Raw genomic sequence first — 25,560 nt, 5'->3', positions numbered from 1 at the left:
TGTCGGTTCTAACTCACCGTGCCCGTGCGCTGTCGAGGACGTCCGGCAGGGCTCGGCGGGAGCTGATGCCGAGCTTCACGTAGACCTTCCGCAGGTGCCATTCCACGGTATGGGGGCTGATGAACAGCTCCGCGCCGATCCGCGCGTTCGTCATGCCGTCGGCGGCGAGGGCTGCGACCTGTGACTCCTGCGGGGTGAGAACGTTCGCCGGTGTGGTCTCTCGCGCGGTCACCTGCTCGCCGGTGGCGATCAGCTCACGGCGGGCCCGTTCGGCGAACGCGTGAGCCGGCATCGCGTCGAACATGTCGTGGGCCGTGCGGAGATGCTCGCGGGCCTGCGCGCGGCGCTGTGCGCGCCGCAGCCACTCGCCGTACAGCAGGTGGGTGCGTGCCACCTCCACGACAACCCCGCCGCGGCCGAATTCCTCGATCGCCGTGCGGTACAGGCGGTCGGCCGCCTCACCGTCTGCCAGCAGCGCCTCACTGCGTGCGCTCGCACCCCGCGCCCACCCGGAGTCGGCGGCGCGGGTGAGTTCGTTAAGGCGGGCCAACGAGGCGCGGGCCTGGTCGAGTTCACCGCAACGCGTCGCGGCCTCCACATGTTCGACCAGCGACAGACCAGTGAAGTTGAACCCGTCGTGCTCGATACCGGTGCGGGCGGCCTCGATCGCCTCTTCGTAGCGGGCCAGTCCGTTGAAGAGCACGCCCTGGATGTAGCCCATGGCACCGAGCAGGGATACTTCGCCCCGCTGCACGGCGCGCTCTCTGGCTTCTTCGATGATGCCGGCGGCGACATCCGCCTCACCCCGCCACGCGGCCAGGACGAGTGTGGCGTATTTGTGCGGGGCGTGGCCGGTCGCGGTGGCGATCGCGTCGGCCTCGTCGATCATCCGGTCGGCCTCGGCGAAGTCGCCGTAGTGGATGTGCACCCCGCCCGCGTAGATCAGAGCCGGCGGCAGGCTGCCGAGTGCTCCGATGTCGCGGGCCAGACGCACTGCGCGAGTCGAGAGTGTGTCCCAGGCATGCAGGTCCCAGGCCCAGTGGATGAACGACTCAAGCGCGACCGGGGCCAGCAGCAGCCACCGTACGGTCGCCTCCCGCGTGCGGAGCTCTTCGTGCTCGAGCAGGTCGAGTGCCTCGCGCAGGGCCGGGACGGCCGTCTCCGAGCCGTCCGCGAGCAGGGCCGCCACACCGTCCAAGAGAGCGTCCGCGGCCTTGGAGCCCGAGGAGGGCGCCCCGGACGCGCGGGCCGCGATCGCCGCGGCGCGGGCGCCTGTCGGACCATGGACCCGGCCGGCGAAGATGGTCGCGCTGATCGCCTCCAGGTACGTCTCCCGCGCCAGGGGAGATCCGGCCGCGGTGAACTGTGCCGCCGCGTTCAGGAGCAGTGGTGCCGCCTCGTCGCTGCGACTGCGGGCGAACAGGATTCTGGCCCGCAGACGTGCCAGGCGGGCCTGGTCCAGGACGCTGAGGGGATACAGGTCGGCCACCGCGGCCAATTCCGTGGCCCGTTCGGGCGCGGCGGCCGAGAAGTGCGCCTCGGCCGCCGCAAGGGCCCGGCGCCCTCGCGGCCAGGGATCGGGCGTCACCTCCACCGCGCGTTCCAGCAGAACCGCCTCGGCCGCGATGCCCCCGCGCTGCCGGGCACGGTCGGCGGCCTGCTCCAGTCCTGCGGCGACCTCCTCGTCCGGCCCGTCGGCCGCCTGCGCGGCGTGCCAGGCGCGCCGGTCAGGGTCCAGGAGGGGGTCCGTGGCCTCGGCCAGGGCCCGGTGCACCGCACGTCGATCCTCCGGCTCGGCTCCGTGGTAGACCGCCGAACGGACCAGCGGGTGCCGGAACCGTACGGGCTCGCCGAACTCGATCAGGCCGGCTGCCTTGGCCGGTGCGGCGTCCGGAGTGATGCCGAGGGAAGCGGCCGCGCGGATCAATAGGCGCACGTCGCCCACCGGTTCCGCCGCAGCGATCAGCAGCAGGGTGCGGGTCGCGGCCGGCAGCGCACCGAGCCGCCCAGCGAAATCACGCTCGACGCGGCTGGCCACCGGCCCTTGGACGACCGGGGCACTCGACGCGTCGACGCCGTAGGCCAGTTCGGCGGCGCTGCGGCCGCGGGAGAATTCCAGCAGCGCCAGCGGGTTGCCGTGTGTCTCGGCCACGAACCGGTCCCGGACCCGCTCCTCCAACCGTCCCCCCACAGCTCCCTCCAGGAGTTCACCGGCCGAAGCGGCGTCAAGTCCCCTGAGTTGCAGCGCCGGCAGGCCCGCGAGCGCGGACTGCCCCTCGGGGTCGCGGACCGCGAACACCATGGCGACCGGCTCCGCGAGCAGTCGCCGGGCCACGAACTCAAGTGTCTGCAACGACACTTGATCCAGCCACTGAGCGTCGTCCACCAGCACCAGCGCCGGCCGGGTCTCCGAGGCGCGGGTGAGCAGGGTCAGAACGGCGAGGCCGACCAGGAAACGGTCGGGCGGATCGCCGACCGCCGTCCCGAATGCCACGCGCAGGGCGTCACGTTGGGGTTGCGGCAGTTCTTCGACACCGTCCAGGAACGGCGCGCACACCTGGTGCAGGCTCGCGTAAGGGAGCTCCATGTCGGCCTCGACACCGCGCGCCCAGGTCACCTGCACCCGGGACGCCTGCGCAGCCATGTACTCCAGCAGCACCGACTTGCCGATGCCCGCCTCGCCCCGGACGACCATGACGCGGGAACCGCCGGCCCGAAGGCCGGCCAGCAGGTTGTCGAGCGCCGTGCACTCACGCTGCCTGCCGACCAGAGCGGGAAGCGGGCTGGCGATCATGCGACTCGGCTCCTCGGCGGGATCCCGGGGGAACAGTGCTCCCACAGCGGTGTTCGGAAGAATCCTTGTCACGATACCCACGGCCCCTCCCCCGCGGTGCGGACAGACGGTGTGACTACTTCCACGCCCGGAAACACGCTGAAGTTGTCACAAATCGGGGGTCTGTCCGGTCGATCCCAACCAATGATCCTGTCCGTTCGCTGTCGTAGGAGGACCCATGTCTTCGCTCGGACACCAGCTCACCACGTCTGTTCTCGTGGTGGGAAGCGGTGCGTCAGGCCTCCGAGCGGCCATCGAAGTCGCCGAGGCCGGTGTCGCGGTCGTCGTGGTCACCCAACGGGCCCGCGAAGACGCCCCGGCCAGCGCGGCGTGGGACGATGCCGAGTGGGCGCCCGCCCCTGCCCGCCTTGGCGACACCGGGGAGCGGCACTCGGCTGACACGTCGCGGCAGAGCCGCTTACCGGCCGCTCCGCCTAGCGAGCGGATCGCGCCGCGCGCCGCCGCGCAGCCCATCGACGGCGTCGAGCCCCGCGGCAGGCGCCCCGGCCGAACCGACAGCACGTCCACCACACGGCTCACCGGCCCGGACCTGCACCGGGCCCTGCGTGTGCGCGGGCGGCAACTCGCCATCCCCGTCCTGCCGCACGTGTACGTCACCCGGCTTCTGGTCGACAACGGAACGGTGTTCGGCGCCTACGGATTCGGCCTCGTCGACGGCTCGCGCTACCTCGTGCACGCCGACGCGGTGATCCTCGCCACCGGCGGGCACACGCGCATCTGGCGGCACACGTCCTCGCGCCGCCACGAGAACACCGGCGACCCCCTACGGCTGGCCGCCGAGGCCGGTGCCCGGTTGCGCGATCCCGACCTGGTGCAGTTCCACCCCTTCGGGCTGATCGAGCCGGACCACGCCGCCGACATGCCGGTCAGCGACAGCGCTCGTCACGCGGGCGGCGTGCTGCTCAACAACCTCGGCGAGCGGTTCATGACGCGCTACGACCCTGAGCGGATGGAGCTCTCCGCCCAGGAAACCGTCACACGTGCGTCCTACACCGAGATCCAGGAAGGCCGCGGCTCCCGGTCCGGCGGCGTCTGGCTGGACCTGTCCCACCTGCCCGGTGACACGGTCTTGGCACGGCTGCCGCACCTGCACCGGACGCTACTGGAACTGCAGATGCTCGACATCACCCGCGACCCCGTCGAGGTCGTGCCGACCGCCTGCATCTCCCTGGGCGGCATCTGGGTCGAGGCCGAGGACCACAGCACCGACGTGGACGGGCTTTTCGCGATCGGGGAAGCAGTCGGCGGCCCGCACCGGCCGGAAGAAGACTCCCTCTCCGAAGTCCTCACCCGCGGGCGGATCGCCGGGCGCGCCGCGGTGGAGTACTCCGCCACACTCACCGGTCCACGCCACTCACCCGCCGCGACCCGCGCCGCGGAAGCCGACGTGCTCCGCCTGGTGGCCGCCGACGGCGACCACAACGCCCGCGCTCTGCAGCGCGCGGTACGGCACCTGATGACGGACCACGCCGGCGTGGTCCGGGACGAGGCCGGACTCGTCGCGGGATTGACCGCACTCGACGAGATCGAGGCCCGGACGGCGGACATCGGCGTGCACATCGACATCGGCGGCTTCTCGGACCTGGCGCACGCCTACGACCTCAGATCCGCCGTGCTCGCCGCCCGGGCGACCCTCCAGTGTGCTCGGGCCCCAGGACTGCCACCACCGGTCCGACCGCCCCGGCGCCGCGCCCGCCCTGCCGGACGCCATGGTGTGGTCCGCGACGACCGGCGTGCGCCGCACACCTCTTTGGCCCGCCCCGACCGGAATCACCGAGCCGTGGCGCGACGCGTCCGACGATGCCGGACCCGCCGTGTGAGGGCGATCGACAGCGGCGCGAAATCTTTGTGCGCCGCCCTGTCACAGATGCCGGGGTCGCCTGGTCAGGAGGGTACGAGCCATCGCGGCCGGTGCCGTGGACGAGGTCGCCGCAGACCCACCGGGCACCGTGCGAGATCAGTGAAGGGAAAGTCCATGAAGGTCGTAGTGATCGGCGGAACCGGACTCATCGGTTCCAAGGTCGTCTCCAAGCTCAACGAACACGGTCATGAGGCGGTGGCAGCCTCCCCGAACACCGGAGTCAACGCGGTCACCGGCGAAGGCCTGGCCGACGTCCTGAAGGGCGCCTCCGTCGTCGTCGACGTCTCCAACTCCCCCTCCTTCGACGACGACGCGGTGATGGAGTTCTTCCGCGCCTCCACCACCAACCTGCTCGCCGCGGAGGCTGCCGCCGGCGTCACACACCACGTGGCTCTGTCCGTCGTGGGCACCGACCGCCTCCAGCAGTCCGGCTACTTCCAGGCCAAGCAGGTCCAGGAGGACATGATCCGGGACTCCGGAGTGCCGTACTCGATCGTCCACGCCACGCAGTTCTTCGAGTTCGCCAAGACCCTCGCGGACTCGGCGACCAGCGGTGAAACAGTGTCCGTCGCCCCCATCAAGATCCAGCCCATCTTCTCAGGCGACGTGGCCGCGGCCGTCGGCCGCACGGCGGTCGGCACTCCGGTCAACGGAATCGTCGAGGTCGCCGGCCCCGACACCTTCACCCTGGAGGACTTCATCCGCAAGGGCCTCGCGGCCCACAACGACCCCCGCACGGTCGTGACGGACCCGAAGGGTCTCTACTGGGGCGCCGCCCTCAAGGAGTCCGACCTGCTGCCCGGCCCCGACGCACAGCTCGGCGAGACGCACTTCGCCGACTGGAGCAGCAAGCAGTAACGGCGAGCCCGGAGCCCACGGCCCCGAAATCGCAGCAACCTCACGTCAGTTCATCTCCCATCACTCGACTCTCAGGATCCCTACATGGACGCGCGCATCAACTACTTCGGCAACGCTCTCGCGGGCAAGGTCATGAAGCACCTCAACTCGGCCGGGGCCGCTGTGCACTCGGCGCTTCCCGTCGCCACCCAGGAACTGGTGAAGATCCGGGCCAGCCAGATCAACGGCTGCGGGTTCTGCACCGACATGCACACCAAGGACGCCGTCGCCGCGGGTGAGGACCAGCAGCGGCTGCACCTGGTCGCCGCCTGGCGCGAAGCCACCGTCTTCACCGACGCCGAGCGCGCGGCGCTGGAGGTCACCGAGCAGGGCACCCGCATCGCCGACGCGGCCGGCGGGGTGTCGGACGAGGCCTGGGCCAACGCCGCGAAGCACTACGACGAGGACCAGCTCGCCGCGCTGATCTCGTTGATCGCGATCATCAACGCCTACAACCGCATCAACGTCATCAACCAACAGCCCGCCGGCGGCTACAAGCCCGGCATGTTCGGCTGACCCGCGCGCTCCGGCCCGCCGGACGCCCACCGTCCGTCTCCCGCTCGCCCCGGCCCACCGAGCGGGAGACGGACCCTCGGACACCCTGCGTCCACACGACGCCACACCGCGAACCGCAGCACCCCGGGTCCCACGCGAAGGCCCACCCGCGAACCACCGCACCCCGGGCATACGCGACGCGCCACCCAGCGCACCCGTGCGTAGACGAGAAGACCGACCCGCCGCACCCGCTGCCCGGCACGAACGCACCGGCCGCCTCCTGGCCCACTGTCCCAAGGAGACGACATGCCCCCCTCCCCCGCCCCGAGCGACCCGGCCTTCCTGCGCATCGCCAGCGCCCGTGGCCGATGGACCCTTCTGGCCACCGTCCTCGGCTCCGGCATGGTGCTGCTCGGCTCGACCGTCACCAACGTCGCGCTACCGCACATCGGCGACGACTTCGACGCCGACCTCGCCGCACTCCAGTGGACCGTGAACGCCTACATGCTGACCCTGGCGGGACTCATCCTGCTGGGCGGATCCCTGGGCGACCGCTTCGGCCGACGCCGGATCTTCGTCCTGGGCATCATCTGGTTCGCTGCGGCGTCCCTGCTGTGCGGACTGGCTCCCGACACGACCACGCTCATCGCCGCCCGCGCGCTCCAGGGCGTCGGCGGAGCGCTGCTCACCCCCGGCTCACTGGCGATCATCGAAGCCTCCTTCCACCCGGACGACCGGCCGCGCGCCATCGGCCTGTGGTCCGGGTTCGGCAGCATCGGGGCGGCACTCGGGCCGTTTCTCGGCGGATGGCTCGTCGACGGCCCCGGCTGGCGCTGGACCTTTCTGCTGACGATCCCCCCGGCGCTGCTGTGCGTGCCCCTGGCAATGCGCCACGTCCCGGAGTCCGTCGGCAGGCCTCAGCAGCCCACCGTCCCGGCCGGTACCCACACCCCGTCCCGGCGGGGCTTCGACCTCGCCGGTGCGGCGCTGGGCGCGTTGACGCTCGCTCTGGTCACCTACGCGCTGACCGAAGCCCGTTCCGGCGGGCCCGTCGCCCTTGCCGCGGCCGCGGGCAGTATCGCGGCCGGGGCCGCGTTCCTGCTGGTGGAGCGGCGCAGCAGCGATCCGATGATGCCCCTGTCGCTCTTCTCGTCGCGGCCGTTCACGGCCATCAACCTGATCACCCTGTGCGTCTACGCCGGGCTGGGCGGGTTCTTCTTCCTGACCGCCCTGCAACTGCAGATCGTCGCCGGCTACTCGGCACTGGCGGCGGGCGCCGCCATGTTGCCGAGCACGGTACTGATGCTGCTGTTCTCCGCCCGCTCCGGGACGCTCGCCCAACGCCTGGGACCGCGCATCCCGCTCACCGTCGGCCCTGTGGTGTGCGGGGCAGGCATGGTGATGACGGCGCGGGTGGGCGCGCACGCCTCCTACTTCGCCGACGTTCTGCCCGCCCTGCTCGTGATGGGGACGGGCATGGTCATCATGGTCGCTCCGCTGAGCGTGACGCTGCTGGCCTCGGTCGAGGCCGCCGACGCGGGCCTGGCCAGCGGAATCAACAACGCGGCCGCACGCGCGGCCGGGCTGGTCTCCGTGGCCGCACTGCCGCTGCTGGTCGGCATGAGCCCGGACGCCTACCGCTCCCCCGACTCCTTCGACACGGCGTTCAACCGGGCCATGCCCCTGTGCGCGGGCCTGCTGGCCATCGGCGCGGTGATGGCCTTCGCACTGCTGCGCGAAACCGCCGACACCTCTAACGCACGGCACGGCCGGGCTCACGGCTGGCTGATGGAGCCGCCGCTGGTGTCGCGCCTCGCCCATCACCGGGCCCTCGACTAGGTCGAGAACCGAGATCCCCCGGCCGGGGCGCATTTGCCAGCCGGTTCCCGCCCCTTCCCCGGCGGGAACCGGCTTCGTCCGTAGGCCGGGCCGGTCCTGCGGGTCGGCAGAACATCAAACCCCGCCCCCTCCGTCGCAGGACAGATGAAGCACCGCCACATCGTCCCGTAGCCCACCGAACGGGGCGGCCAGCAGCGATACGCCGCCTACCAAGGCATCGACGAACGTTTGCGCCTCCAGATGCGCGAGCTGACCGGCCAGCCTCAGCAAGCCCTCCTCCCCGAGCCGTCCGCCGGCCGTGCGACCTTCGTAGAGTCCGTCGGTGAACAGCACGATGCCGTCCCCGTCCGGCATCGCCATCTCGCTCTCGCGCCAGTCTTTTTGCCCGGGGAAGAGTCCCAGCGGGAGACCTGGCGGCGGCTCCACCCAACGGACCTCTCCCCTGTGCCGGTGCAGAAAGCCCGGATGGCCGGCGGTGACCGTCTGCAGGGTGCGGCGGTGGGGCGACAGGACCAGGGACACCACGGTCGCGTAGGTCTCCTCCTCCGCTCGTTCCTCGGTCAGGATGCGTTCGAGCAGATGGAGTTGTTCCAGCTGGCTCTGCCCGCACAGCACGGCCGTGCGCCATGCCAGGCGCAGGTGGACACCGAGGGCGGCCGCGGCGGCACCGTGCCCGGACACATCGCCCATGACCACGTGGGCGCTGCCGTCGTCGCCGCGCACCACATCGCAGAAGTCACCGCCCAGCAAGGTGTGCGCGCGACCCGGCGCGTAGTGGAAGACGGTCGTGAAGCCGTCTGCCTGCAGCGTCAGGTCGGGCAACAGGCCCCGTTCCAGCAGGGCGTTGTCCCGCGCGATCTCCTCGCCCGCCACGGTGCGCCCCGCGACGGCACGTTGCAGCGCCACCCAGATCTTCCGGCAGAACTCGTCGGGAGCGCTGCGGCGGTGATCGGCCCGGCCCTGCACCGAGCCGGCGACAGAGCGGAAGGCGTGGGACGCATACGTGCCCTCAAGAACGAGCACGGCCGCATCGGGGGCGTGGCGGCGTACCCGGGTGACGACGTCGGCCAAGGTCCGTCCGGCCGGTGTGCTGCCCACCAGAACGCACAGCGGGCCGTGGGTGCCGGACGTGCGGCATCCTTCCTCGACGCTCGTGTGCCAAACCAGCGCATCGGCCAGCCGGTTCGGAAGCAGCCGCCGGACGTGGACCGCGTCCTGTTCGTCCTGGGATAGCAGAACCACGCGGAGGTCGCGGCAGAAGGAGAAGTCCCCACGGGGACGGGCCTCGCGAGCCCGATGTCCTCCACAGCGATCGACGGCCGGAACGTCCGGCCTCGGAATGGGGATGCTCATGTGTGTTCTTTCGTGCGGCGAGAGGCGATGGCGGCTCCACGCACGAGTGTCGGCGGCTCGCGGAACGCACACCCTATTTCTCCTGCCTGGCCCGATCTGTTCGCTCATGAGACAGGGGCACACACGTATCTGTGACACCAAGATCTCCATCCACGAGCCGCGCCACGGCAGTTGAGGGGGACAGCTGCAACAGGCCGATTCGCTGTCACGAACCGGGGCGCTGTCCAGTCAATGAAGAAAGGGCGGAACTCCTCGCGGAGCCCCACCCACTTCTGCCGCCATCGCCGCCGGCAGAGAACGGAGATGAGACCTCATGTTCAGCACACCCGGAGACTCCCGCACCTGGTTGGTCGGGCTGCCGTGCCGGTCGGACGACTCCCGGATCGTCTGGCTGTACTACGTCGTCGGCGAGGCGCCGGACAGCGCCGAAGCCCTGTGCGCAGCGGTGCGCCGGGCCAACAGCGCCTCCGAGCGGGACGCCCGCGGCCAGGTGCCCATGGAACCCGATCACGCCGAGGTGCGGCGAATACGACAGCACATCCTGGGCGACTTCGCCCTGGAAGCCTGCTGAACCCAGGACGTGTCAGCCGCGGCCCCGCCCCGGGCCACCCGCCCCACTGTGGGTACGACGCCTCCGGCTGTCACAAGCGCGCCCCCTGTCCGGTCAGTACGGGGATTGGTGTCCGACACGATCCGAGGAGGCCCGGGAAGATGTCCCGAGGCGTTGATCTTCAGGCGGACCCCGCCACGGTCGCGGCGTCGCTCACGGCCGAGGCGACGGCTCTCGAGGGGCGGCTGCGCCAGCTCCGTGAGGCCATTCACGTCGTGAACACACGTATCGCGTCCATCGCCGAGTCCCTCCAGACCCTGCGCGACACCGCGACGACACACGGCGCAGGTGAGCGTCGCTCCGGATCCCCGGAGGACGCCCTCCCTCGCGGTTGAACACTGCACGAGCCTCTCAGGCCCGCGCCGGCACCTCCTGAAGCACCCATTCGTTGCCGTCCGGGTCGCTGAACTCGGCGTAGGAGTGATAGTCACGACGCTGCGGGTCGGGTCCCTCGACCCGCTTCTCATCGGTGCTGCGGTGGAACACACCGCTCGTGTCATGGAAGATTCCGCCGGTCACCACGCCCCTCGCGTCGAGTTCCCGGCAGGCCTGCTCGATGTCGGAGACGACGAGGTGCAGGCCCCGCACCGAGCCTGGGGCGGCCGTGGTGACTCCGGTCCCGAACAGGATCGAGCACGCCGATCCCGGGGGCGTCATGTGCACCACGCGATAGGAGGCGTCGATGGCATGGTCAGCATCCAGTCGGAACCCGACGGCCTCGTAAAACGACTTCGCCCGGTCGACGTCCGAGACGGGCAGTACCAGGACGGCCAGCTTGAGCTGCATGACGTCGGCGCTCTCGCCGGCGGGCAGCTTGCCCGCCTCGGCTGACGCGCCCTCGCCCACAGCGCGGGTGTCGGCCTGCGCGGTGTCCTCCACCTCCTCGATCTCCACCCGATACCGGTGGATCCCGGCCCGCAGACCGTGGGCCACGACGGTCCAGCCCTCCACCACGCGCCACATCGCGTCGGTGCCTTGCAGGTACGTCCCGTCCGGCGCGGCGGCAGCCTGCAGTTCGGCATCCAGTGCCGGCTGCCGTCCGTGCGGCACGTGGAGTTCCAGGACGAAGCGGCGCAGCGACCGTGTGCCGTGCGCGGCTTCCGCCGCGGGCAGTGGTACGGCGGCTATCTCGCAGAGCCCGCCGAGCAGGGTGACATGCAGCACCGTCATGAGACCGTCACCGGTTCCCGCCCATGCCAACCCGCACGATCACGAGTGCTCCTCGTCGTTGACCCAACTCATCAGCTTGCGCAGCTCCTTGCCGGTGGTCTCCAGCAGCAGTTCGGAGTCCTGCCGCTTGTACTCGGCGTACTTCTTCAGACCGCCGTGGTACTCGTCCATCCAGTTCTCGGCGAATGAGCCGTCCTGGATCTCGGCGAGAACCTTCTTCATCTCGGCCTTGGTGGCGTCGGTAATGATTCTCGGGCCGGTGACGTAGTCGCCCCACTCGGCGGTCTCGGAGATCGACCAGCGCATCTTCTCCAGGCCGCCCTCGTACATGAGGTCGACGATCAGCTTCAGCTCGTGCAGGCACTCGAAGTACGCGATCTCCGGCTGGTAGCCCGCCTCGGTCAGCGTCTCGAAGCCCGCCTTGACCAGGGCTGACACGCCACCGGCGAGCACGGCCTGCTCACCGAACAGATCGGTCTCGGTCTCCTCGGTGAAGGTCGTCCTGATGACACTCGCACGGGTGCCACCGATGCCCTTGGCGTACGACAGGGCCAGCGGGAAGGCGCTTCCTGTGGCGTCCTGCTCGACCGCCACCAGACACGGAACGCCGCGGCCCTCCTCGTACTGGCGACGCACCAGGTGGCCCGGACCCTTGGGGGCGACCATGCATACGTCCACGTTCGTCGGCGGCTTAATGAAGCCGAAGCGGATGTTGAAACCATGCCCGAAGAACAGCGCGTCGCCGTCCTTCAGGTTCGGGGCGATGTGCTGCTTGTAGATCTCGCCCTGAAGCGGGTCCGGGACGAGGATCATGATCACGTCGGCCTCGGCAGCGGCTTCCGTCACCGTCACCACACGCAGGCCCTGCTCCTCGGCCTTCGCCCAGGACTTGGAACCCTCGTGGAGCCCCACGCGCACGTCCACACCCGAGTCACGCAGCGACAGTGCGTGGGCATGACCCTGGCTCCCGTAACCGATGACCGCGACCTTGCGGCCCTGGATGATGGACAGGTCGGCGTCGGTGTCATAAAACAGCTCGGCCATGGCAATCCCCTCGCTCGTAGCCGCCCGCATCGAACCACGGGGAGAAACACCCGCCGTCGACAGCCGAAACACTATCTCATTCAATGTTGTCACACGTATTGCACTGTGCGAGTTCAGCAAGTAGGCGACGCATCCTCGAAGGAGCGCCGGAGAACCCGCTGAACTCCAGTTTCAGGGGCCCACGGGCGTGCCGACGACGCCGACACACGGTGCTTTCCAGCGCCGCGTTGCCACCACCCACGTCGCGTTGACGAGCAGGCGAGGGCGAGGCTAATGTCCTGCGTCCGGGCCCGGACCGTCGTCGCACTGCCCGTCTCCAGGACCGTGCGCAGCGGAACGCCGGTGCGGTGCAGCACGGCCGCCATGCGGGCGTCGTCGGGGTGGACGACGCCGTAGACCTCAGGTACGCCCAACACGACGGCGAACCGGCCGAGTTCTTCCAGGAGCCCGGTGCCCAGCCCCCTGTTCTGCCAGGTGTCCTCCACCAGCAGCGCTGCCTCGGCGTCACCGTCGTCCGGCAGCAGATGCCCTATCGCGACGAGCCGCTCTCGCGAGTCCTGCACCGCCAGGTGCACCGAGTGGGGTCGGGACAACAGCGGCCCCAGGTAGGTGTCGGGGTCGCCCATGGCCCGGTGGTAGCGGTGCCACCGGGTGGCGGCGGAGCACCGGCGGTGCAGAGCGGCCACACGGGGCTTGTCGTCCTGGTCGACGCGTACGATCCGCAGTCCCTGTCTCATGTCCCTCTCCCTCGCCCTCGGCACACCGCCGGTCGGCTTTGGCCCACTCATCAGACCGGGAGACACGGGCCGTTGTGACGTGTGCCGGTGCCAGGGGCGCTGCCGCTTTTCCGCGGGGCTGTCACATACGCCTGCACCCCTCGGTCTTCTCTGCGAGAGCGGGTCGGGCCCGCGGGACCGCCCGGGACGCGCGGCTCTCACGCGTCCGCCCTCAGCGACTTCGAGAAAGGTGGTTCCATGCCGATCGGCTCATTCACCGTTCTGGACGCCGGACCCTTCGACGGGGTGGACCCCGACGACTACGTCAGAACGGCCATGCAGTGGCACTTCGCTCCCGAGACGGGGTCCCGGTACTGGCTGGAACGGGTCGACCGGCTCGGTTTCGATCCCCGCCACGACGTCAAGGGCGTGGCGGACCTGGCGCTCTTTCCCGATCTGACGGACGAGCTGCGTGATGTGCAGGTGTCCGATCTCGTCCCCCGCGGCTACGGTCCGCAGGCCCGACCGCTGCACGTGTTCGAGAGCGGCGGCACGACCGGGGCACCCAAGCGGGTCGTGCAGATGGACGACTGGGCGCGGCACGGCAGCGAGCAGGTGACCCGCCAGCTCCGGGACCACGCACTGCCGGTCGGCGCGCTGTGGCTGACCGTGGCGCCGACCGGCCCGCACCTTGTGGGCGATGTGCTGCAACGGGCCGCGGCAAGTCTCGGCAGCCCCGGGCTGGGGGTCGACATGGATCCCCGCTGGGTCAAGAAGCTCATCGCCGCGGGCCGTCGCGACGAGGTCGACGCCTACACCGACCATCTCGTGGACCAGTGCCGGCGCATCCTGCTCGGCCAGGACATCGGTGTCGTAGCCGCCACCACCCCGATGCTGGAGCGCCTCGCCCGGGACAGCGACCTCGTGGAGGTCATCAACGGCAAAGCCCAGGCGATCATCTGGGGCGGCACCCACATGGATCCCGACACCCGGGACCTGTTGCGGACCGAGGTGTTTCCCGACGTGCCACTGATCGGCATGTACGGCAACACCATGATGCTCACCGCGCTTTTGGAGCGGGTCGGTCTCACGGCGTCGGAGCCGTGTGTGTTCGACCCCGTCTCGCCGTACGTCTTCCTGAGCATCGTGGATCCCGACACCGGGCAACAGGTGGCGGAGGGCGAGCGGGGCCAGGTGGTGGTGAGCCACGTCAGCAAGTCCATGCTGATCCCCAACAACAGGGAGCGGGACACCGCGTTGCGGGTCCGCCCGGCTGACGGCCACGCCGGGGACGCCGTCGCCGACATCGCGCCGGTTCTCGCAGTCGAGGGTGAGACGGTCATCGAGGGTGTCTACTGATGGCCCCCGTACCGACCACCGAGCCGCTGCACCTCGACGCCCTGGGCCCGCGGGGCACTTACCGCACACGTGTGCCGAGCACAGTGACCGACGTGGCCGGTGCACCGATCGCGCGGCTGAGTCTGGTTCCCTCGCTGTACGTGGCTCGGGCGATCGACGCCCTGCGCCAAGCGCCGCCGATCGCCGCGGCCGACCTGGAGACCGTGTTCGCCACCGCCGGGGAGGCCTTCGCCGCGGGCACCGTGGGGGGCTTGAGCGTCCGGGAATACGAACGTCACGTCAGCCGGGCCTCGGGCACACCGCTCGCCGTGGTGCGCGCCGCGACCCGGGGCACGGCGCACTTCGTTCGGCACGCCGCCTCGTCCGCCGACCGTGGAAGGCCGCGCGGCGCCGCCCGCGACCTCAGCGACCACGTCCTGCATGAGACGCACACGGTGTGGGCGCGTCAGGGCGACGTGTTCGCCGTCAACGCGTCCGGCAACCATCCCGGCGTACACCGTGTCTGGCTGGAGGCACTGGCGCTGGGTTACCGCGTCGCCGTGCGCCCGTCCCGGCGCGAGCCCTTTACCCCCTACCGGCTCGTCGCGGCACTGCGTCAGGCGGGAATCCGGGACGACCAGCTCATGCTGCTGCCCACCGACCACGCGACCGTCGACACGCTCGTCCACGGCGCGGACCGGGCCGTGGTCTACGGCGGCGACGACGTGGTGACCAAGTACGCGCACGACGCGAGGATCCTGCCGCAGGGGCCGGGACGGTCGAAGATCCTCATCACCGCGGACACCGACTGGCGTGACCATCTGGACGCCCTCGTCGCGTCCGTCGCCGGCGAGAGCGGCACCGCGTGCGTCAACGCCACCGCCATCCTCGTCGAGGGCGACCCGGCCCCGCTCGCCGAAGCCCTCGCGGCACGTCTGGCCGTCCTGCCCAGCCTTCCCCCGCAAGACGAGAGGGCCCGTCTGCCGGTGTGTCCGAAGGAGCGGGCGCGAGCCCTCAGCGCGTGTCTGAAAACGGTGGCGGCCGGGACGCACGCCTGGCTCGGCAGCGACGGGATCGCCGACGACCTCGGAGACGGCAGCGCCGTGCTGCGCCCCGCCGTGCACCAGACCGCGAGCGCCCGCGCCCCTCAACTGCGCACCGAACTGCCCTTCCCCTGCGTGTGGATCGCCCCCTGGACCCGCGCGGACGGCATGGCGCCGCTGCGCAACACGCTGGTGCTGTCGGCACTGACCCGGGACCGGGACCTGTGGGAGGCCCTGGTCGCGGAACCCAGCATCGCCAACGTGTACTTCGGCGATCAGCCGACCCACTGGATGTCGCCGGGCGTCCCGCACGACAGCTATCTCTCCGACTTCCTGATGCGGAGCAAGGCGGTGTACGAGGGCCCGTCCTGAACGGCGCTCGCCTCCTCGGCGCGGGCCTACCGTGAGCGGCGCCCGCCCCTCGGTAGGGCGACGACCATCGCTCCGACCGTCCGGCGCGGTGGTCCGCGGTCACTCAGCGCATGACCACGGGCCACCGCGCCTTCGCCGTGCCGGGCGCGCGCCCGTTTTTCTTCCCCGCACTCAGTGGGGCAGGACCAGCATCACGGCCGTCCCGAGCGCCATCGCCCCTTCACCCACGTGCCGTGACGGCGTCGCCGCTGCGGCACGGCGCGCCGCGCTCACGGCCGAGCGCAGCGAGGGCATGGGGCGGGTCAGCGACCACAGCGCATACGCCAGCAGACAGGACGCCAGCGACAGCGTGATCACGGAGCCGTCGAGGGGGACACCAGCGCCCAGAGCACCGGGCCCGGTGGAGTGCGCAGCCGACCCGAGGTGTGCGTGCGCCGGTCCGGTCCCGGTGTGCGGCACGCGCAGCATCCAGGCCATCGCGGCCATACCGGCCGCGTGCGGCAGCCGGTGGGTCATCGCCGCCCTCCTCCCGGCCTCCCGACGGCCGACAGGCAGGAGAAACCACACCGCGCCGGCGGTGAAGACACCGCTGACGACGGCAGCGGGCCCCGCGCGGACGTCGATCCAGGGCATCGCCGCCATGGACACGACCATGGCGGCGGCCAACAGCCGGTCCACCCGGACACCGAACCCGGTCCTGGGGGACCCGACGCCCCGCGCCAGCCCATGCAGGAGCACCGCCACAAACAGCAGCGTCAGCAGGCAGTGCACCAGGACGACGGGCGTGCCCATGCCGGGTCCGTGCCCGGTCAGGTGGTGGGACGCGGTGCCCGCAGGTGGGCTCGCTCCGCCAGTTCCCTCTCGTCGACCAGTTCCAGCATGGGCTTGCCCGGAGCACACATCATGGTCACCACGAACCGGGTCCGCGCGTCGGAAAGCGCGTTGCCGTCCTGGTAGTGGATGGCGTCTCCGCCGGGCTCCCAGAAGGTGCCGCCCGTCTCCACCACGCGCTCGGGCTCGCCCTCGAGCTCGAAACGGACCGCGCCCTCGACGACGTAGCCGAAGGCGGGGCCGGAGTGCCGGTGCGGGGGCGTGCCCGGGTCGCCCGGCTCCCACTCGACGAGAATGGTCATCGCCGACGCCCCCTCCGGGACGGTGATCGGTGCGGCGTCCTGGAGCACCTTCGCCGCCGTCATCCAGCCGGCGGTCCCCTCCTGGTCGCCGTGCCCGTGGTGACCGTGGGCGGAGTGGTCGTGTGCTGTCATGTTGTCCGACACTGTGTTGCACCTTCCGTAGGCGTGAACATCGTTCGTCACTGGTGACCGGGGACCGGGCGCATGTGTGACAACCGGCCTCCTCACACAGTCCTTTCACCCGTCGACCGCGGTCTTCCGGAGCCTGGGGCGGGCAGCGGTCCGGGGGCAAATCTGGCGGATCAGGCGCGACGATTGCCACCGTGTGACCGGGAATCGCGAAAGAGATAGCGTGAGCAGATGCGGCCCGCAGCGCGTACCCTTCCCCCTCGCGCATAGCATGTAGGGCGCAAAGCCAGAAGGGACGACCCATGCGCGCTGGCGCCCACCCCGACACGTTCGACCGCGGTCTCGACGACTTCCTCTCGGCCAGACCCCGGTTGTTCGGCATCGCGTACCGCATCCTCGGCAGTGCCGTCGAGGCCGAGGACATAGTCCAGGACGCCTGGCTGCGATGGCAGAACACCGACCGCGCGCAGATCCATGAACCAGCCGCCTTCCTGACCACGGTCACCACCCGGCTCGCGATCAACCTGGCCCAGTCCGCGCGGGTACGCCGGGAGTCCTACGTCGGGCCTTGGCTCCCCGAGCCGGTCGACACCACCCAGGACCCGCACCTGGGAGCGGAACGCGCCGAGACGGTCGAGCTGGCGGTGCTGTTGTTGATGGAGAAGCTCAACCCGATCGAACGCGCCGCCTACGTGCTGCGGGAGGCGTTCGACTACCCCTACCAGCGGGTCGCCGACATCCTGGAGACCAGCGACGCGAACGCTCGGCAGCTGGTCAGCCGGGCGCGCAAGCACCTGGGCGCCGAGCGCAAGGAGCGCGTCAGCCCCGCGGCCCACCGGCGTCTGCTCGAAGGCTTCCTCTCCGCCGCGCGCACGGGAGATCTCTCCACCCTGGAGAACCTGCTGACCTCGGACGTCGTCAGCTATTCGGACGGCGGCGGCATCCGCGGCGCGTCCAGGATCCCCGTCATCGGCCGCGATCACGTCTCGCGTTACCTGGCTGCCTTCGCCCCGCGGTTCTGGCCGGATGCCGAGACCCGGTTCGTCGAGGCCAACGGCCGGCCCGCCGTGCTCGTCGCACGGGACAACGCCCCGGTGGCCCTGTTGTGTGTGGACGCGTCCGAGGCCGGCATCGAGCGCATCATGTGGGTGATGAACCCGGTCAAGCTGAACCCCTACGTCCTGTCCCTGGGGGCCTGACCCGCACCCCTGCACGCCATCCCTGGGTGCCTGACCCGCCGGTCCGCCGCACGCCCCGGGCCCGGTCCGCCCGCACCGGGCCCGGGCGGTTCACCACGGGAACCACAGGTCGGCGTCGACGGCCTCCTCCTTGCGGGCGGCGAATCCGGACAGGTCGTTCTTGACCGCGTGCTGCGGGGGCAGGGCCGCGACCACCCGATGGTCGGCCCGCCCGGTGCCCTCCCCCGGCGCGTCGCAAAAGTACTCGGCGTTCACGGACCGGTACTGCGCCCACTGTGCCGGCAGGTCGTCCTCGTGGAAGACGGCCTCAACCGGGCAGACCGGCTCGCAGGCGTGGCAGTCGACGCACTCCCAGGGATTGATGTACAACGTCCGCTCGCCCTCGTAAATGCAGTCGACTGGGCACTCGATCACACACGCCCGGTCCTTGACGTCGACGCACGGCTCCGCGATGACGTAGGTCATCGTCCCCACCTCCCCTTCGCCGGCCGGCGGTTGCGGACCGCACGGCCTTCGTGCGCCCCGCCGGTGTGCGGTATGACCGGCCCGGCCACCGGGGTGTGACACCGACACGGGCCCGGGCCCGGGCGACGGTGTCACAAACCGTCACTCCACCTGGTCGTAGCAGGTGACCACCCCGAGCGATGGGAGCAATCGTGGTTGCCACCGAACAACGTCTTTCCACCACAGTGCTGGTGATCGGCACCGGTGGAGCGGGCCTGCGCGCGGCCATCGAGCTGGCCGAGGCCGGCGTCGATGTCCTCGCAGTCGGCAAGCGCCCCAAGGAGGACACCCACACCTCTCTCGCCGCCGGCGGGATCAATGCGGCCCTGGCCACGATGGACCCCGAGGACACCTGGCAGCAGCACGCCGCCGACACCCTCAAGGAGAGCTACCTCCTCGGCGACCCCCGCACCGCCGAGATCGTCACCCGCGGAGCCGCCCTCGGCATCGACGACCTGGAACGCTACGGCATGGCCTTCGCCCGGGAGGAGGACGGCCGGATCTCCCAGCGCTTCTTCGGCGCCCACAAGTTCCGCCGCACCGCCTTCGCGGGCGACTACACGGGCCTGGAAATCCAGCGCACGCTCATCCGGCGCGCGAACCAGCTGGACATACCGGTGCTCGACAACGTCTACATCACCCGTCTCCTGGTCCACGACGGCGCCGTCTTCGGCGCCTACGGCTTCGGCCTTGCCGACGGCAGGCGCTACCTCGTGCACGCGGACGCCGTCATCCTCGCGGCCGGCGGCCACACCCGGATCTGGCGGCGCACCTCCTCACGGCGCGACGAGAACACCGGCGACTCCTTCCGGCTGGCTGCGGAGGCCGGAGCCCGGCTGCGCGACCCGGAACTCGTCCAGTTCCACCCCTCCGGCATTATCGAGCCGGAGAACGCGGCCGGGACCCTGGTGAGCGAGGCAGCCCGCGGCGAGGGCGGCATCCTGCGCAACGCGCTCGGCGAGCGGTACATGAACCGCTACGACCCCGTACGCATGGAGCTGTCCACACGCGACCGGGTCGCCCTCGCCTCCTACACCGAGATCAAGGAAGGCCGCGGCACGCCCAACGGCGGGGTGTGGCTCGACGTCTCCCACCTGCCCAGGCAGACCATCATGAACCGGCTTCCCCGCGTCTACCAGACACTGCTGGACCTGCAGATGCTGGACATCACCCGGGATCCCATCGAGGTCGCGCCCACCGCGCACTACTCGATGGGCGGTGTGTGGGTCCGCCCCGAGGACCACAGCACGGACGTGCGGGGCCTGTACGCCATCGGTGAGGCCTCCAGCGGACTGCACGGCGCCAACCGGCTCGGCGGCAACAGCCTCATCGAGCTGCTGGTGTACGGCCGCATCACCGGACAGGCGGCCGCCGCCTACTCGGAGTCCCTGACCGCGCAGCCGCGCTCGGCCGCCGCGGTGGCCCAGGCGCGTGCGGAGGTCGACGACCTGCTCGCCGCGGACGGACCTGAGAACGTGCGCGCCCTGCAGCGCGCGATCCGCAACACCATGACCGAGCACGCGGGCGTGGTCCGCGACGAGGAGGGGCTGCGCACCGGGCTGGCGGAGCTGGACGCCATCGAGAAGCGCATGGAGAACGTCGGCGTCCATCCGGACATCGCGGGCTTCCAGGACCTCGCCCACGCCTTCGACCTCAAGTCCTCGGCACTGGCGGCGAGGGCCACACTGGAAGCGGCGCTGGAGCGGCGCGAGACGCGCGGATGCCACAACCGCAGCGACTACCCCGACATGGATCCCGCGCTGCAGGTGAACCTCGTCTGGTCCCCGACCGACGGCATCACCCGCGAGCCCATCAGCCCTGTCCCCGACGAGATCGCGGCCCTGATGGAGGACGTCTCGGCGGACGGAAAGCTCGTCGAATAGGAATCACCCTGCCCGGGAGAAGATTTCCGGAATTTCGAGAAAGGTGTCACAGCGCCGATCAATTCCCGGTCATACCTCGTGCAGGCGGCAGATGAGAATGAGTGAAAGGAACGTCCCCATGAAGGTCGTAGTGATCGGCGGCACCGGACTGATCGGCTCGAAGGTCGTCAGCAAGCTCAACGAACACGGCCACGAGGCGGTGGCGGCCGCCCCGAACACCGGCGTCAACACGCTGACGGGCGAGGGCCTAGCCGAGGTGCTGGAGGGCGCGGCCGTCGTGATCGACGTCTCCAACTCCCCCTCCTTCGCGGACGACGCCGTCATGGAGTTCTTCCGTACCTCCACCACCAACCTCCTCAAGGCTGAGGCGAACGCCGGTGTCACCCACCACGTCGCCCTGTCGGTGGTGGGTACGGAACGGCTCCAGGAGAGCGGCTACTTCCGTGCCAAGCAGGCGCAGGAGGAACTGATCAAGGCCTCCGGGATCCCGTGGTCGATCGTGCATGCCACGCAGTTCTTCGAGTTCATGAAGGGCATCGCCGAGTCGGCGACCGAGGGTGACACCGTCAAGCTGGCCCCGGTGAAGATCCAACCCGTCTATTCGGACGACGTCGCCGCCACCGTGGGCCGCACCGCCGTGGGCACGCCGGTCAACGGTGTAGTCGAGGTCGCCGGTCCCGACACCTTCCAGCTGGACGAGCTGATCCGCAAGGGCCTGGCCGCCAAGAACGACCCGCGCACGGTCGTCGTCGACGTGCACGCCCCGTACTTCGGCGCCGAGTTGCAGGAGACCACGCTGCTTCCCGGCCCGGACGCCCGCATCGGCGAGACCCGTTTCGTCGACTGGCTCGCCCAGCAGCAGTAGGTGCGTCTTCCTGGGCCTGTCGTTCCAAGCCCCGTGGAACGACAGGCCTATTTTTTTGCACGGCGCCGTAGATCAGCCAGCGCGCAAGGCCGATTCCGCATCCACGCCGCTGAAAGTGCTCCAAAAAACACTGTCACAGCGTCCTTGGTCCCTCGGTCGTTGAGGGGAGACGATCGCCGGGTCTGTGAGCGCCTCGTGGCCGCATTCCGACAACCCGGGCCCCGGAGGAATGGAGTCAGAGGGACATGTATCCAGAGGCACCTCCCGCGGACAGGAACCTCGCCGAGGCCGTCACCACCTTCGTGGAACTGCGGCCCCGGCTCTTCGGTATCGCCTACCGCGTCCTGGGCAGCGCGACGGAAGCCGAGGACGTCGTGCAGGAGGCGTGGCTGCGCTGGCAGCGGACCGACCGTTCGGCGGTGGTCAGCCCTGCGGCGTTCCTGTCGAGCACGACGACGAGGCTAGCCATCAACGTGGCGCAGTCCGCCCGCGTGCGCCGCGAGACCTACATCGGGCCCTGGCTGCCCGAGCCCATCGACACCAGCATTGACCCGGTGGCCGGCGCTGAACGAGCCGAGGCCCTGGAGCTCGCCCTGCTCCTCGTCCTGCAGAAGCTCACACCCACCGAACGGGCCGCCTACGTGCTGAGGGAGGCCTTCGAGTACGGCTACTCGGAGATCGCGGAGATACTGCGCCTCACCCCGGTCAACGCCAGGAAGATCGTGAGCAGGGCGCGCAAGCACCTCACGGACGACGAGCGGGACAGTGTCGACATCCAGGAGCACCGCAGACTGCTCGATGCTTTCGTCGCGGCCGCCCAGGAAGGGGACGTGGCCTCGCTGGAAGCGCTCCTGACGCCCGACGCGGTCAGTCTGTCCGACGGCAACGGGCTGCTCGGCGCGGCCCGCGTACCCGTGGTCGGTCGTGCCCGGGTGGCGAACCTGTCGACCGCCTCGTCACGCTTCTGGCCAACGGTCGAGATCGCACCCGTGCAGGCCAACGGGCGCGCCGGGGTTCTGCTGTACCGGGACGGCCGGCCCGCCACCTTCATGACCATCGCCGCCACACGGCGGGGGATCCACCGGGTTCTGTGGGTGTTCACCTCCGACAAGATCGCCGCCTTCCTCGGATCCCGCGCCCGCTGCGCCCCCCCTGCCCTCGCGTCCCGTGGACGCCGTGGCACGTGAGCTCACCCGGGAAGGGAACGGTTCCAGCTACGCAGCTTGTCGGGGTTGAGAACCGCCCAGACCTGAACGACCAGCGAGTCCGTCATGTCGAGGGTCAGCACCGCGGCGACCTGGTCGTCGCACCGGGCGACGAGGCCGGTGCGCCCGTTGACCGATCCGGTGCACAGCGTCACACGCCGCTGTCCAGCCAGCAGGACCAACAGGCTGCGGGTGACCTGCTCGTCGCCGCGGACGGGCCGGGTCAGCGCCCGGATCTTGCCGCCGCTGTCGAAGAAGGCCGTCGCATCGGGGGCCAGCAGCGACCGCAGTCGGGGGCCGTCCTGATCGCTGCACGCCTGCCGCACGGCAACAGTGATCTCATGCTCGCGACGCGCCGACACAGGCCGCGCGCGCCGCGCACCCACACTCAACAGGGCCCGCTCGACCGGTTCTACGTCCTCGTCGCACAACGCCCGCAGGGCCTGGATCTCCCGTTCCTCCCCACCGGGCCAGGCCGACGCCGGTCGCATCAGACACGCCTCGTCCACGACCTGGGTGAGCCAGACGCGGGGGGACGGCATCCGGACCCGCTCCGGATCGGTAAGGCGGTACCACCGCCGGTAGGCCTCGTCGACGACGCGTTCGGCCGCGACGCAGCTGCCGAGCGCGCGGCAGGCGACGTCCAGCAGGTGCCGCCGTTCGTCAAGCGACTCGGCGAGCGGTACCGGGCCAACGACATGATCCATGGAGCGACCCCCACGCCGACGAGAATCCGGAGCCGCAGCCGCCGCGACGGCATGACTCAGACGTTACCCGCCCCCGTCCGTACCCGGCTGGTCGACCGGCCTGACCAAGACAGAAGCTGCGGCATGATTTCACAACACACCGATGATGTGCCACTTAGTGTCACGTCTTCGTCGGTGCAGAGACGCCCGACGGGTCCGCCATCCGCAGCTGGGCGGGGGGCGGATGCGGCAGGGCCGCGCGGTCACGGGCCCGCAGTCCGTCGAACGCGATCTCCAGGAAGCGTTCCCACGCCCGTGGTTCACGGTCCAGCAGCGGCTGGGCGGTCTGGTGGATGCCGCCGAGGAGCAGCACGATGTCGGTTCCGGCGATGTCACCGCGGACGGCTCCTTGTTCTCTGGCCCGGGCGGTGAGGTCCTCGACCGTGTCGCAGAGCCGGTCGATCGCCTCGCGTACGTTCGCGTGCTGCAGCGAGGGCCGACCGATGACGTCGCAGAACGCGCGGTCGGCGGCGAGCAGGCCGATTCCGTGTCCCATGAAGTCCTTCAGCGCACGGCCGGCGTCATCGGCGCTCAGGAGCCGGTCCGCCGTCTCGAGCAGCCGGTCGAGCAGCTGCATCATGATCGCCGCGAGAAGGTCGTCCTTCGTCGGGAAGTGCCGGAACACCGTGCCCTTGGCGACGCCGGCCCGCTGGGCGATCGTGTGCATCGGCACATCCACCCCGCATTCGGCGAAGGCCTCGGTGGCCGCTCGCAGGAGCAGCCGTCGATTGCGCACGCTGTCGGCCCTGGCCTGCACTGCCGCTGTTCTCCCGGTCATGACGCCCCCCTCTGAGTGTCACAACATTAACACTGAACGTGACTCGCGGGTCATTTTCAGTGTTACGCTGGCACAACATGACCCCTCGGTCATCTTCTCGGGCCGCCCTGTCCTGTCCTCGAACCCGACACGGCCTGCCCGTCTCATCCCACTACCCCTTTCGGAGTTGACATGAGTTCCGTTCTCGACCTCAAGGTCGTCCTTGTCACCGGCGCCTCGTCCGGCATCGGCAGGGCGACCGCCCTGGCGCTGTCGAAGGCGGGGGCCACCGTGGCCGTCGGCGGCCGCAGGACCGACCGGCTCGAAGCACTGGCGCAGGAAGCGCCCGGGGAGGTCCTCGTCCTGGACATGGATGTCAGCGACCCCGAGTCGGTGCGCAAGGCCGTCGACCGGACCGTCGAACGCTTCGGCACCCTCGACATCGTCGTGAACAACGCCGGCATCATGCTCGCCGGCCCCGTCCTTGACGCCAATCCCGCGGAATGGACCCGCATGGTGGAGACCAACCTGCTGGGCTCCATGTACACGGTGCACGCCGCGCTGCCCCACCTTCTGCGCTCCCGCGGCGCGGTGATCCAGATCTCCTCCACCTCGGGCCGTATCTCCTCGGCTGGCGCCGCGGTCTACTCCGCCACCAAGTTCGGCGTCAACGCCTTCGCCGAGGCGCTGCGCCAAGAAGTGACAGAGCAGGGGGTCCGCGTCGTCGTCGTGGAGCCGGGCTTCGTGTCGACCGAGTTGACCGACCACATCACGGACCCCACCAGGCGTGCCGCGGTCAAGACCATGGCCGAGTCGATGCGGACCCTTCAGCCGGAAGACATCGCGGCCGCGGTGGTCTACGCCGTCACACAGCCCGCCCACGTCGCGGTCAACGAGATCCTCGTACGCCCCACCGACCAGTCCCGCTGATCACCCCTGATCACCCACGGGGCGGCAACCGCCGCCCCGCGCCCCCTGCTTGCAGCCGACTACGGGCACGCCGGCCGTCACAGTCAGGCGCCCCGCACGGTCTGAGCTTCGGGAGGCACAAGTCGTGCCTCTGCCCCTACCTCGGCTGAGAGGCAAGCATGAACACGCGCATCGTTACCGTGGCCGAAGGAAAGCAGCTCGCGCGCTCCGTGGCGATCGGTACACACCGCCTGACAGCCGACGAGCCGGAGCCCGTCGGCACCGACACCGGCCCCATCCCGGGCGAACTCCTCCTGGCCGCGCTCGGAGCGTGCACGTCCATGGCGGTGCGGGCCTACGCGCAGCGCCACGAATGGCCGCTGGACCGGGTGGACGTCGCGGTCCGCTTCGACGCACAGGGGCAGGTGGTCAAGAACGTCGGGCTGGTCGGGGAGTTGACCCCCGCGCAGCGGGACCAGCTCCTCGCCGTCGCGGGACGCTGTCCCATTCATCGGCTGCTGGCCAAGGACGTCACGATCATCACGGTGCCCACGCTGCTCGCGGAGCCCGCACCGCTGCCGTGACGTGTCAGGTCCACACAAGAACGCGGGGTGCGGGGTCCGGCTGTGAAGCCGGAC

22 protein-coding genes and 2 pseudogenes are annotated in these 25,560 nt (G+C 70.2%); 14 read left to right on the top strand and 10 right to left on the bottom strand.

Annotation, left to right across the window (positions count from 1 at the left end):
• Positions 1-13: 13 nt before the first annotated feature.
• On the bottom strand, positions 14-2,794 hold the full coding sequence (locus tag ABT085_RS08460) for a helix-turn-helix transcriptional regulator (RefSeq protein ID WP_351603563.1): 2,781 nt from the start codon (positions 2,792-2,794) through the stop codon (positions 14-16).
• Positions 2,795-3,011: 217 nt separating this feature from the next.
• On the opposite strand from ABT085_RS08460, the pseudogene ABT085_RS08455 reads away from it, so the two are divergent.
• From ABT085_RS08455 to ABT085_RS08440, 4 genes and pseudogenes are all read left to right on the top strand, one after another.
• A pseudogene (locus tag ABT085_RS08455) lies at positions 3,012-4,442 on the top strand (FAD-binding protein); the annotation flags it as partial.
• 387 nt (positions 4,443-4,829) lie between these two features.
• Positions 4,830-5,573 (top strand): SDR family oxidoreductase, encoded by a 744-nt coding sequence (locus ABT085_RS08450; RefSeq protein WP_351603612.1) that lies wholly within the window; start codon positions 4,830-4,832, stop codon positions 5,571-5,573.
• A gap of 84 nt (positions 5,574-5,657) precedes the next feature.
• Positions 5,658-6,128 (top strand): carboxymuconolactone decarboxylase family protein, encoded by a 471-nt coding sequence (locus ABT085_RS08445; RefSeq protein WP_142146753.1) that lies wholly within the window; start codon positions 5,658-5,660, stop codon positions 6,126-6,128.
• A gap of 285 nt (positions 6,129-6,413) precedes the next feature.
• Positions 6,414-7,946, top strand: coding sequence for an MFS transporter (locus ABT085_RS08440; protein ID WP_351603561.1), 1,533 nt, complete (start codon positions 6,414-6,416; stop codon positions 7,944-7,946).
• 114 nt (positions 7,947-8,060) lie between these two features.
• Here ABT085_RS08440 and ABT085_RS08435 read toward each other — a convergent pair whose 3' ends face one another.
• Positions 8,061-9,299 (bottom strand): PP2C family protein-serine/threonine phosphatase, encoded by a 1,239-nt coding sequence (locus tag ABT085_RS08435; protein WP_351603559.1) that lies wholly within the window; start codon positions 9,297-9,299, stop codon positions 8,061-8,063.
• 313 nt (positions 9,300-9,612) lie between these two features.
• On the opposite strand from ABT085_RS08435, the gene ABT085_RS08430 reads away from it, so the two are divergent.
• Complete coding sequence (locus ABT085_RS08430; RefSeq protein WP_351603557.1) at positions 9,613-9,870, top strand: hypothetical protein; 258 nt, start codon at positions 9,613-9,615, stop codon at positions 9,868-9,870.
• Positions 9,871-10,010: 140 nt separating this feature from the next.
• Entirely contained in the window at positions 10,011-10,244 is a 234-nt protein-coding gene (locus ABT085_RS08425; protein ID WP_351603555.1) for a hypothetical protein, read from the top strand.
• 16 nt (positions 10,245-10,260) lie between these two features.
• Here the strand turns inward: ABT085_RS08425 and ABT085_RS08420 are convergent, their stop codons facing one another.
• From ABT085_RS08420 to ABT085_RS08410, 3 genes are all read right to left on the bottom strand, one after another.
• Positions 10,261-10,695 carry a VOC family protein gene (locus ABT085_RS08420; protein WP_351603610.1) on the bottom strand — a complete coding sequence of 145 codons (435 nt, stop codon included), beginning with the start codon at positions 10,693-10,695 and terminating at the stop codon, positions 10,261-10,263.
• A gap of 423 nt (positions 10,696-11,118) precedes the next feature.
• The gene (gene ilvC / locus ABT085_RS08415; RefSeq protein ID WP_351603553.1) at positions 11,119-12,123 is read right to left on the bottom strand and encodes a ketol-acid reductoisomerase; all 1,005 of its coding nucleotides are present in this window, start codon (positions 12,121-12,123) and stop codon (positions 11,119-11,121) included.
• Between the two features lie 113 nt (positions 12,124-12,236).
• On the bottom strand, positions 12,237-12,860 hold the full coding sequence (locus tag ABT085_RS08410; RefSeq protein WP_351603551.1) for a GNAT family N-acetyltransferase: 624 nt from the start codon (positions 12,858-12,860) through the stop codon (positions 12,237-12,239).
• A gap of 237 nt (positions 12,861-13,097) precedes the next feature.
• On the opposite strand from ABT085_RS08410, the gene ABT085_RS08405 reads away from it, so the two are divergent.
• Both ABT085_RS08405 and ABT085_RS08400 read left to right on the top strand, forming a co-directional pair.
• The gene (locus ABT085_RS08405) at positions 13,098-14,198 is read left to right on the top strand and encodes a phenylacetate--CoA ligase family protein (protein ID WP_351603549.1); all 1,101 of its coding nucleotides are present in this window, start codon (positions 13,098-13,100) and stop codon (positions 14,196-14,198) included.
• Positions 14,198-15,592 carry an aldehyde dehydrogenase family protein gene (locus tag ABT085_RS08400; RefSeq protein WP_351603547.1) on the top strand — a complete coding sequence of 465 codons (1,395 nt, stop codon included), beginning with the start codon at positions 14,198-14,200 and terminating at the stop codon, positions 15,590-15,592. Before ABT085_RS08405 ends, ABT085_RS08400 begins: the two co-directional genes overlap by 1 nt.
• Positions 15,593-15,763: 171 nt before the next feature.
• On the opposite strand, the gene ABT085_RS08395 is transcribed toward ABT085_RS08400, so the two are convergent.
• The gene (locus ABT085_RS08395) at positions 15,764-16,384 is read right to left on the bottom strand and encodes a DUF5134 domain-containing protein (RefSeq protein ID WP_351603545.1); all 621 of its coding nucleotides are present in this window, start codon (positions 16,382-16,384) and stop codon (positions 15,764-15,766) included.
• Between the two features lie 17 nt (positions 16,385-16,401).
• Entirely contained in the window at positions 16,402-16,788 is a 387-nt protein-coding gene (locus ABT085_RS08390; protein WP_351603608.1) for a cupin domain-containing protein, read from the bottom strand.
• A gap of 368 nt (positions 16,789-17,156) precedes the next feature.
• Between ABT085_RS08390 and ABT085_RS08385 the strand changes: the two genes are divergently transcribed.
• A complete protein-coding gene (locus tag ABT085_RS08385; RefSeq protein WP_351603543.1) occupies positions 17,157-18,053 on the top strand; it encodes an RNA polymerase sigma-70 factor in 897 nt (298 codons plus the stop codon).
• A 168-nt stretch (positions 18,054-18,221) separates the two neighbouring features.
• Here the strand turns inward: ABT085_RS08385 and fdxA are convergent.
• Positions 18,222-18,518, bottom strand: a pseudogene (gene fdxA / locus ABT085_RS08380) (ferredoxin); the annotation flags it as partial.
• A 191-nt stretch (positions 18,519-18,709) separates the two neighbouring features.
• On the opposite strand from fdxA, the gene ABT085_RS08375 reads away from it, so the two are divergent.
• The 3 genes from ABT085_RS08375 (at position 18,710) to ABT085_RS08365 (ending at position 22,492) form a co-directional block, all read left to right on the top strand.
• Positions 18,710-20,440 (top strand): L-aspartate oxidase, encoded by a 1,731-nt coding sequence (locus ABT085_RS08375; protein WP_351603539.1) that lies wholly within the window; start codon positions 18,710-18,712, stop codon positions 20,438-20,440.
• A 118-nt stretch (positions 20,441-20,558) separates the two neighbouring features.
• Positions 20,559-21,305, top strand: coding sequence for an SDR family oxidoreductase (locus ABT085_RS08370; RefSeq protein WP_351603537.1), 747 nt, complete (start codon positions 20,559-20,561; stop codon positions 21,303-21,305).
• Positions 21,306-21,550: 245 nt separating this feature from the next.
• Complete coding sequence (locus ABT085_RS08365) at positions 21,551-22,492, top strand: sigma-70 family RNA polymerase sigma factor (RefSeq protein ID WP_351603535.1); 942 nt, start codon at positions 21,551-21,553, stop codon at positions 22,490-22,492.
• 2 nt (positions 22,493-22,494) lie between these two features.
• On the opposite strand, the gene ABT085_RS08360 is transcribed toward ABT085_RS08365, so the two are convergent.
• Positions 22,495-23,217 carry a sigma-70 family RNA polymerase sigma factor family protein gene (locus ABT085_RS08360; RefSeq protein ID WP_351603533.1) on the bottom strand — a complete coding sequence of 241 codons (723 nt, stop codon included), beginning with the start codon at positions 23,215-23,217 and terminating at the stop codon, positions 22,495-22,497.
• A 160-nt stretch (positions 23,218-23,377) separates the two neighbouring features.
• Positions 23,378-24,034, bottom strand: a complete 657-nt coding sequence (locus tag ABT085_RS08355; RefSeq protein WP_351603531.1) for a TetR/AcrR family transcriptional regulator — start codon at positions 24,032-24,034, stop codon at positions 23,378-23,380.
• Positions 24,035-24,205: 171 nt separating this feature from the next.
• Between ABT085_RS08355 and ABT085_RS08350 the strand changes: the two genes are divergently transcribed.
• Together ABT085_RS08350 and ABT085_RS08345 are read left to right on the top strand one after the other, a co-directional pair.
• Positions 24,206-24,943: an SDR family NAD(P)-dependent oxidoreductase gene (locus ABT085_RS08350; protein WP_351603529.1), complete on the top strand. Its 738-nt coding sequence runs from the start codon at positions 24,206-24,208 to the stop codon at positions 24,941-24,943.
• Positions 24,944-25,101: 158 nt separating this feature from the next.
• Positions 25,102-25,506: an OsmC family protein gene (locus tag ABT085_RS08345; protein WP_351603527.1), complete on the top strand. Its 405-nt coding sequence runs from the start codon at positions 25,102-25,104 to the stop codon at positions 25,504-25,506.
• The last annotated feature ends 54 nt before the right edge of the window (positions 25,507-25,560 follow it).

The organism is Streptomyces sp. NPDC002265 (genome assembly GCF_040296125.1).
In the GTDB taxonomy this organism is placed as follows: Bacteria; Actinomycetota; Actinomycetes; order Streptomycetales; family Streptomycetaceae; genus Streptomyces.
This window is presented reverse-complemented; position numbering and strand designations above follow the sequence as displayed.

Bases quoted from the DNA above. Each gene is read 5' to 3' on its own strand.
- ABT085_RS08460 (WP_351603563.1), bottom strand. From the start codon at position 2,794: ATGATCGCCAGCCCGCTTCCCGCTCTGGTCGGCAGGCAGCGTGAGTGC.
- ABT085_RS08450 (WP_351603612.1), top strand. From the start codon at position 4,830: ATGAAGGTCGTAGTGATCGGCGGAACCGGACTCATCGGTTCCAAGGTC.
- ABT085_RS08445 (WP_142146753.1), top strand. From the start codon at position 5,658: ATGGACGCGCGCATCAACTACTTCGGCAACGCTCTCGCGGGCAAGGTC.
- ABT085_RS08440 (WP_351603561.1), top strand. From the start codon at position 6,414: ATGCCCCCCTCCCCCGCCCCGAGCGACCCGGCCTTCCTGCGCATCGCC.
- ABT085_RS08435 (WP_351603559.1), bottom strand. From the start codon at position 9,299: ATGAGCATCCCCATTCCGAGGCCGGACGTTCCGGCCGTCGATCGCTGT.
- ABT085_RS08430 (WP_351603557.1), top strand. From the start codon at position 9,613: ATGTTCAGCACACCCGGAGACTCCCGCACCTGGTTGGTCGGGCTGCCG.
- ABT085_RS08425 (WP_351603555.1), top strand. From the start codon at position 10,011: ATGTCCCGAGGCGTTGATCTTCAGGCGGACCCCGCCACGGTCGCGGCG.
- ABT085_RS08420 (WP_351603610.1), bottom strand. From the start codon at position 10,695: ATGCAGCTCAAGCTGGCCGTCCTGGTACTGCCCGTCTCGGACGTCGAC.
- ilvC (WP_351603553.1), bottom strand. From the start codon at position 12,123: ATGGCCGAGCTGTTTTATGACACCGACGCCGACCTGTCCATCATCCAG.
- ABT085_RS08410 (WP_351603551.1), bottom strand. From the start codon at position 12,860: ATGAGACAGGGACTGCGGATCGTACGCGTCGACCAGGACGACAAGCCC.
- ABT085_RS08405 (WP_351603549.1), top strand. From the start codon at position 13,098: ATGCCGATCGGCTCATTCACCGTTCTGGACGCCGGACCCTTCGACGGG.
- ABT085_RS08400 (WP_351603547.1), top strand. From the start codon at position 14,198: ATGGCCCCCGTACCGACCACCGAGCCGCTGCACCTCGACGCCCTGGGC.
- ABT085_RS08395 (WP_351603545.1), bottom strand. From the start codon at position 16,384: ATGGGCACGCCCGTCGTCCTGGTGCACTGCCTGCTGACGCTGCTGTTT.
- ABT085_RS08390 (WP_351603608.1), bottom strand. From the start codon at position 16,788: ATGACGGCGGCGAAGGTGCTCCAGGACGCCGCACCGATCACCGTCCCG.
- ABT085_RS08385 (WP_351603543.1), top strand. From the start codon at position 17,157: ATGCGCGCTGGCGCCCACCCCGACACGTTCGACCGCGGTCTCGACGAC.
- ABT085_RS08370 (WP_351603537.1), top strand. From the start codon at position 20,559: ATGAAGGTCGTAGTGATCGGCGGCACCGGACTGATCGGCTCGAAGGTC.
- ABT085_RS08365 (WP_351603535.1), top strand. From the start codon at position 21,551: ATGTATCCAGAGGCACCTCCCGCGGACAGGAACCTCGCCGAGGCCGTC.
- ABT085_RS08360 (WP_351603533.1), bottom strand. From the start codon at position 23,217: ATGGATCATGTCGTTGGCCCGGTACCGCTCGCCGAGTCGCTTGACGAA.
- ABT085_RS08355 (WP_351603531.1), bottom strand. From the start codon at position 24,034: ATGACCGGGAGAACAGCGGCAGTGCAGGCCAGGGCCGACAGCGTGCGC.
- ABT085_RS08350 (WP_351603529.1), top strand. From the start codon at position 24,206: ATGAGTTCCGTTCTCGACCTCAAGGTCGTCCTTGTCACCGGCGCCTCG.
- ABT085_RS08345 (WP_351603527.1), top strand. From the start codon at position 25,102: ATGAACACGCGCATCGTTACCGTGGCCGAAGGAAAGCAGCTCGCGCGC.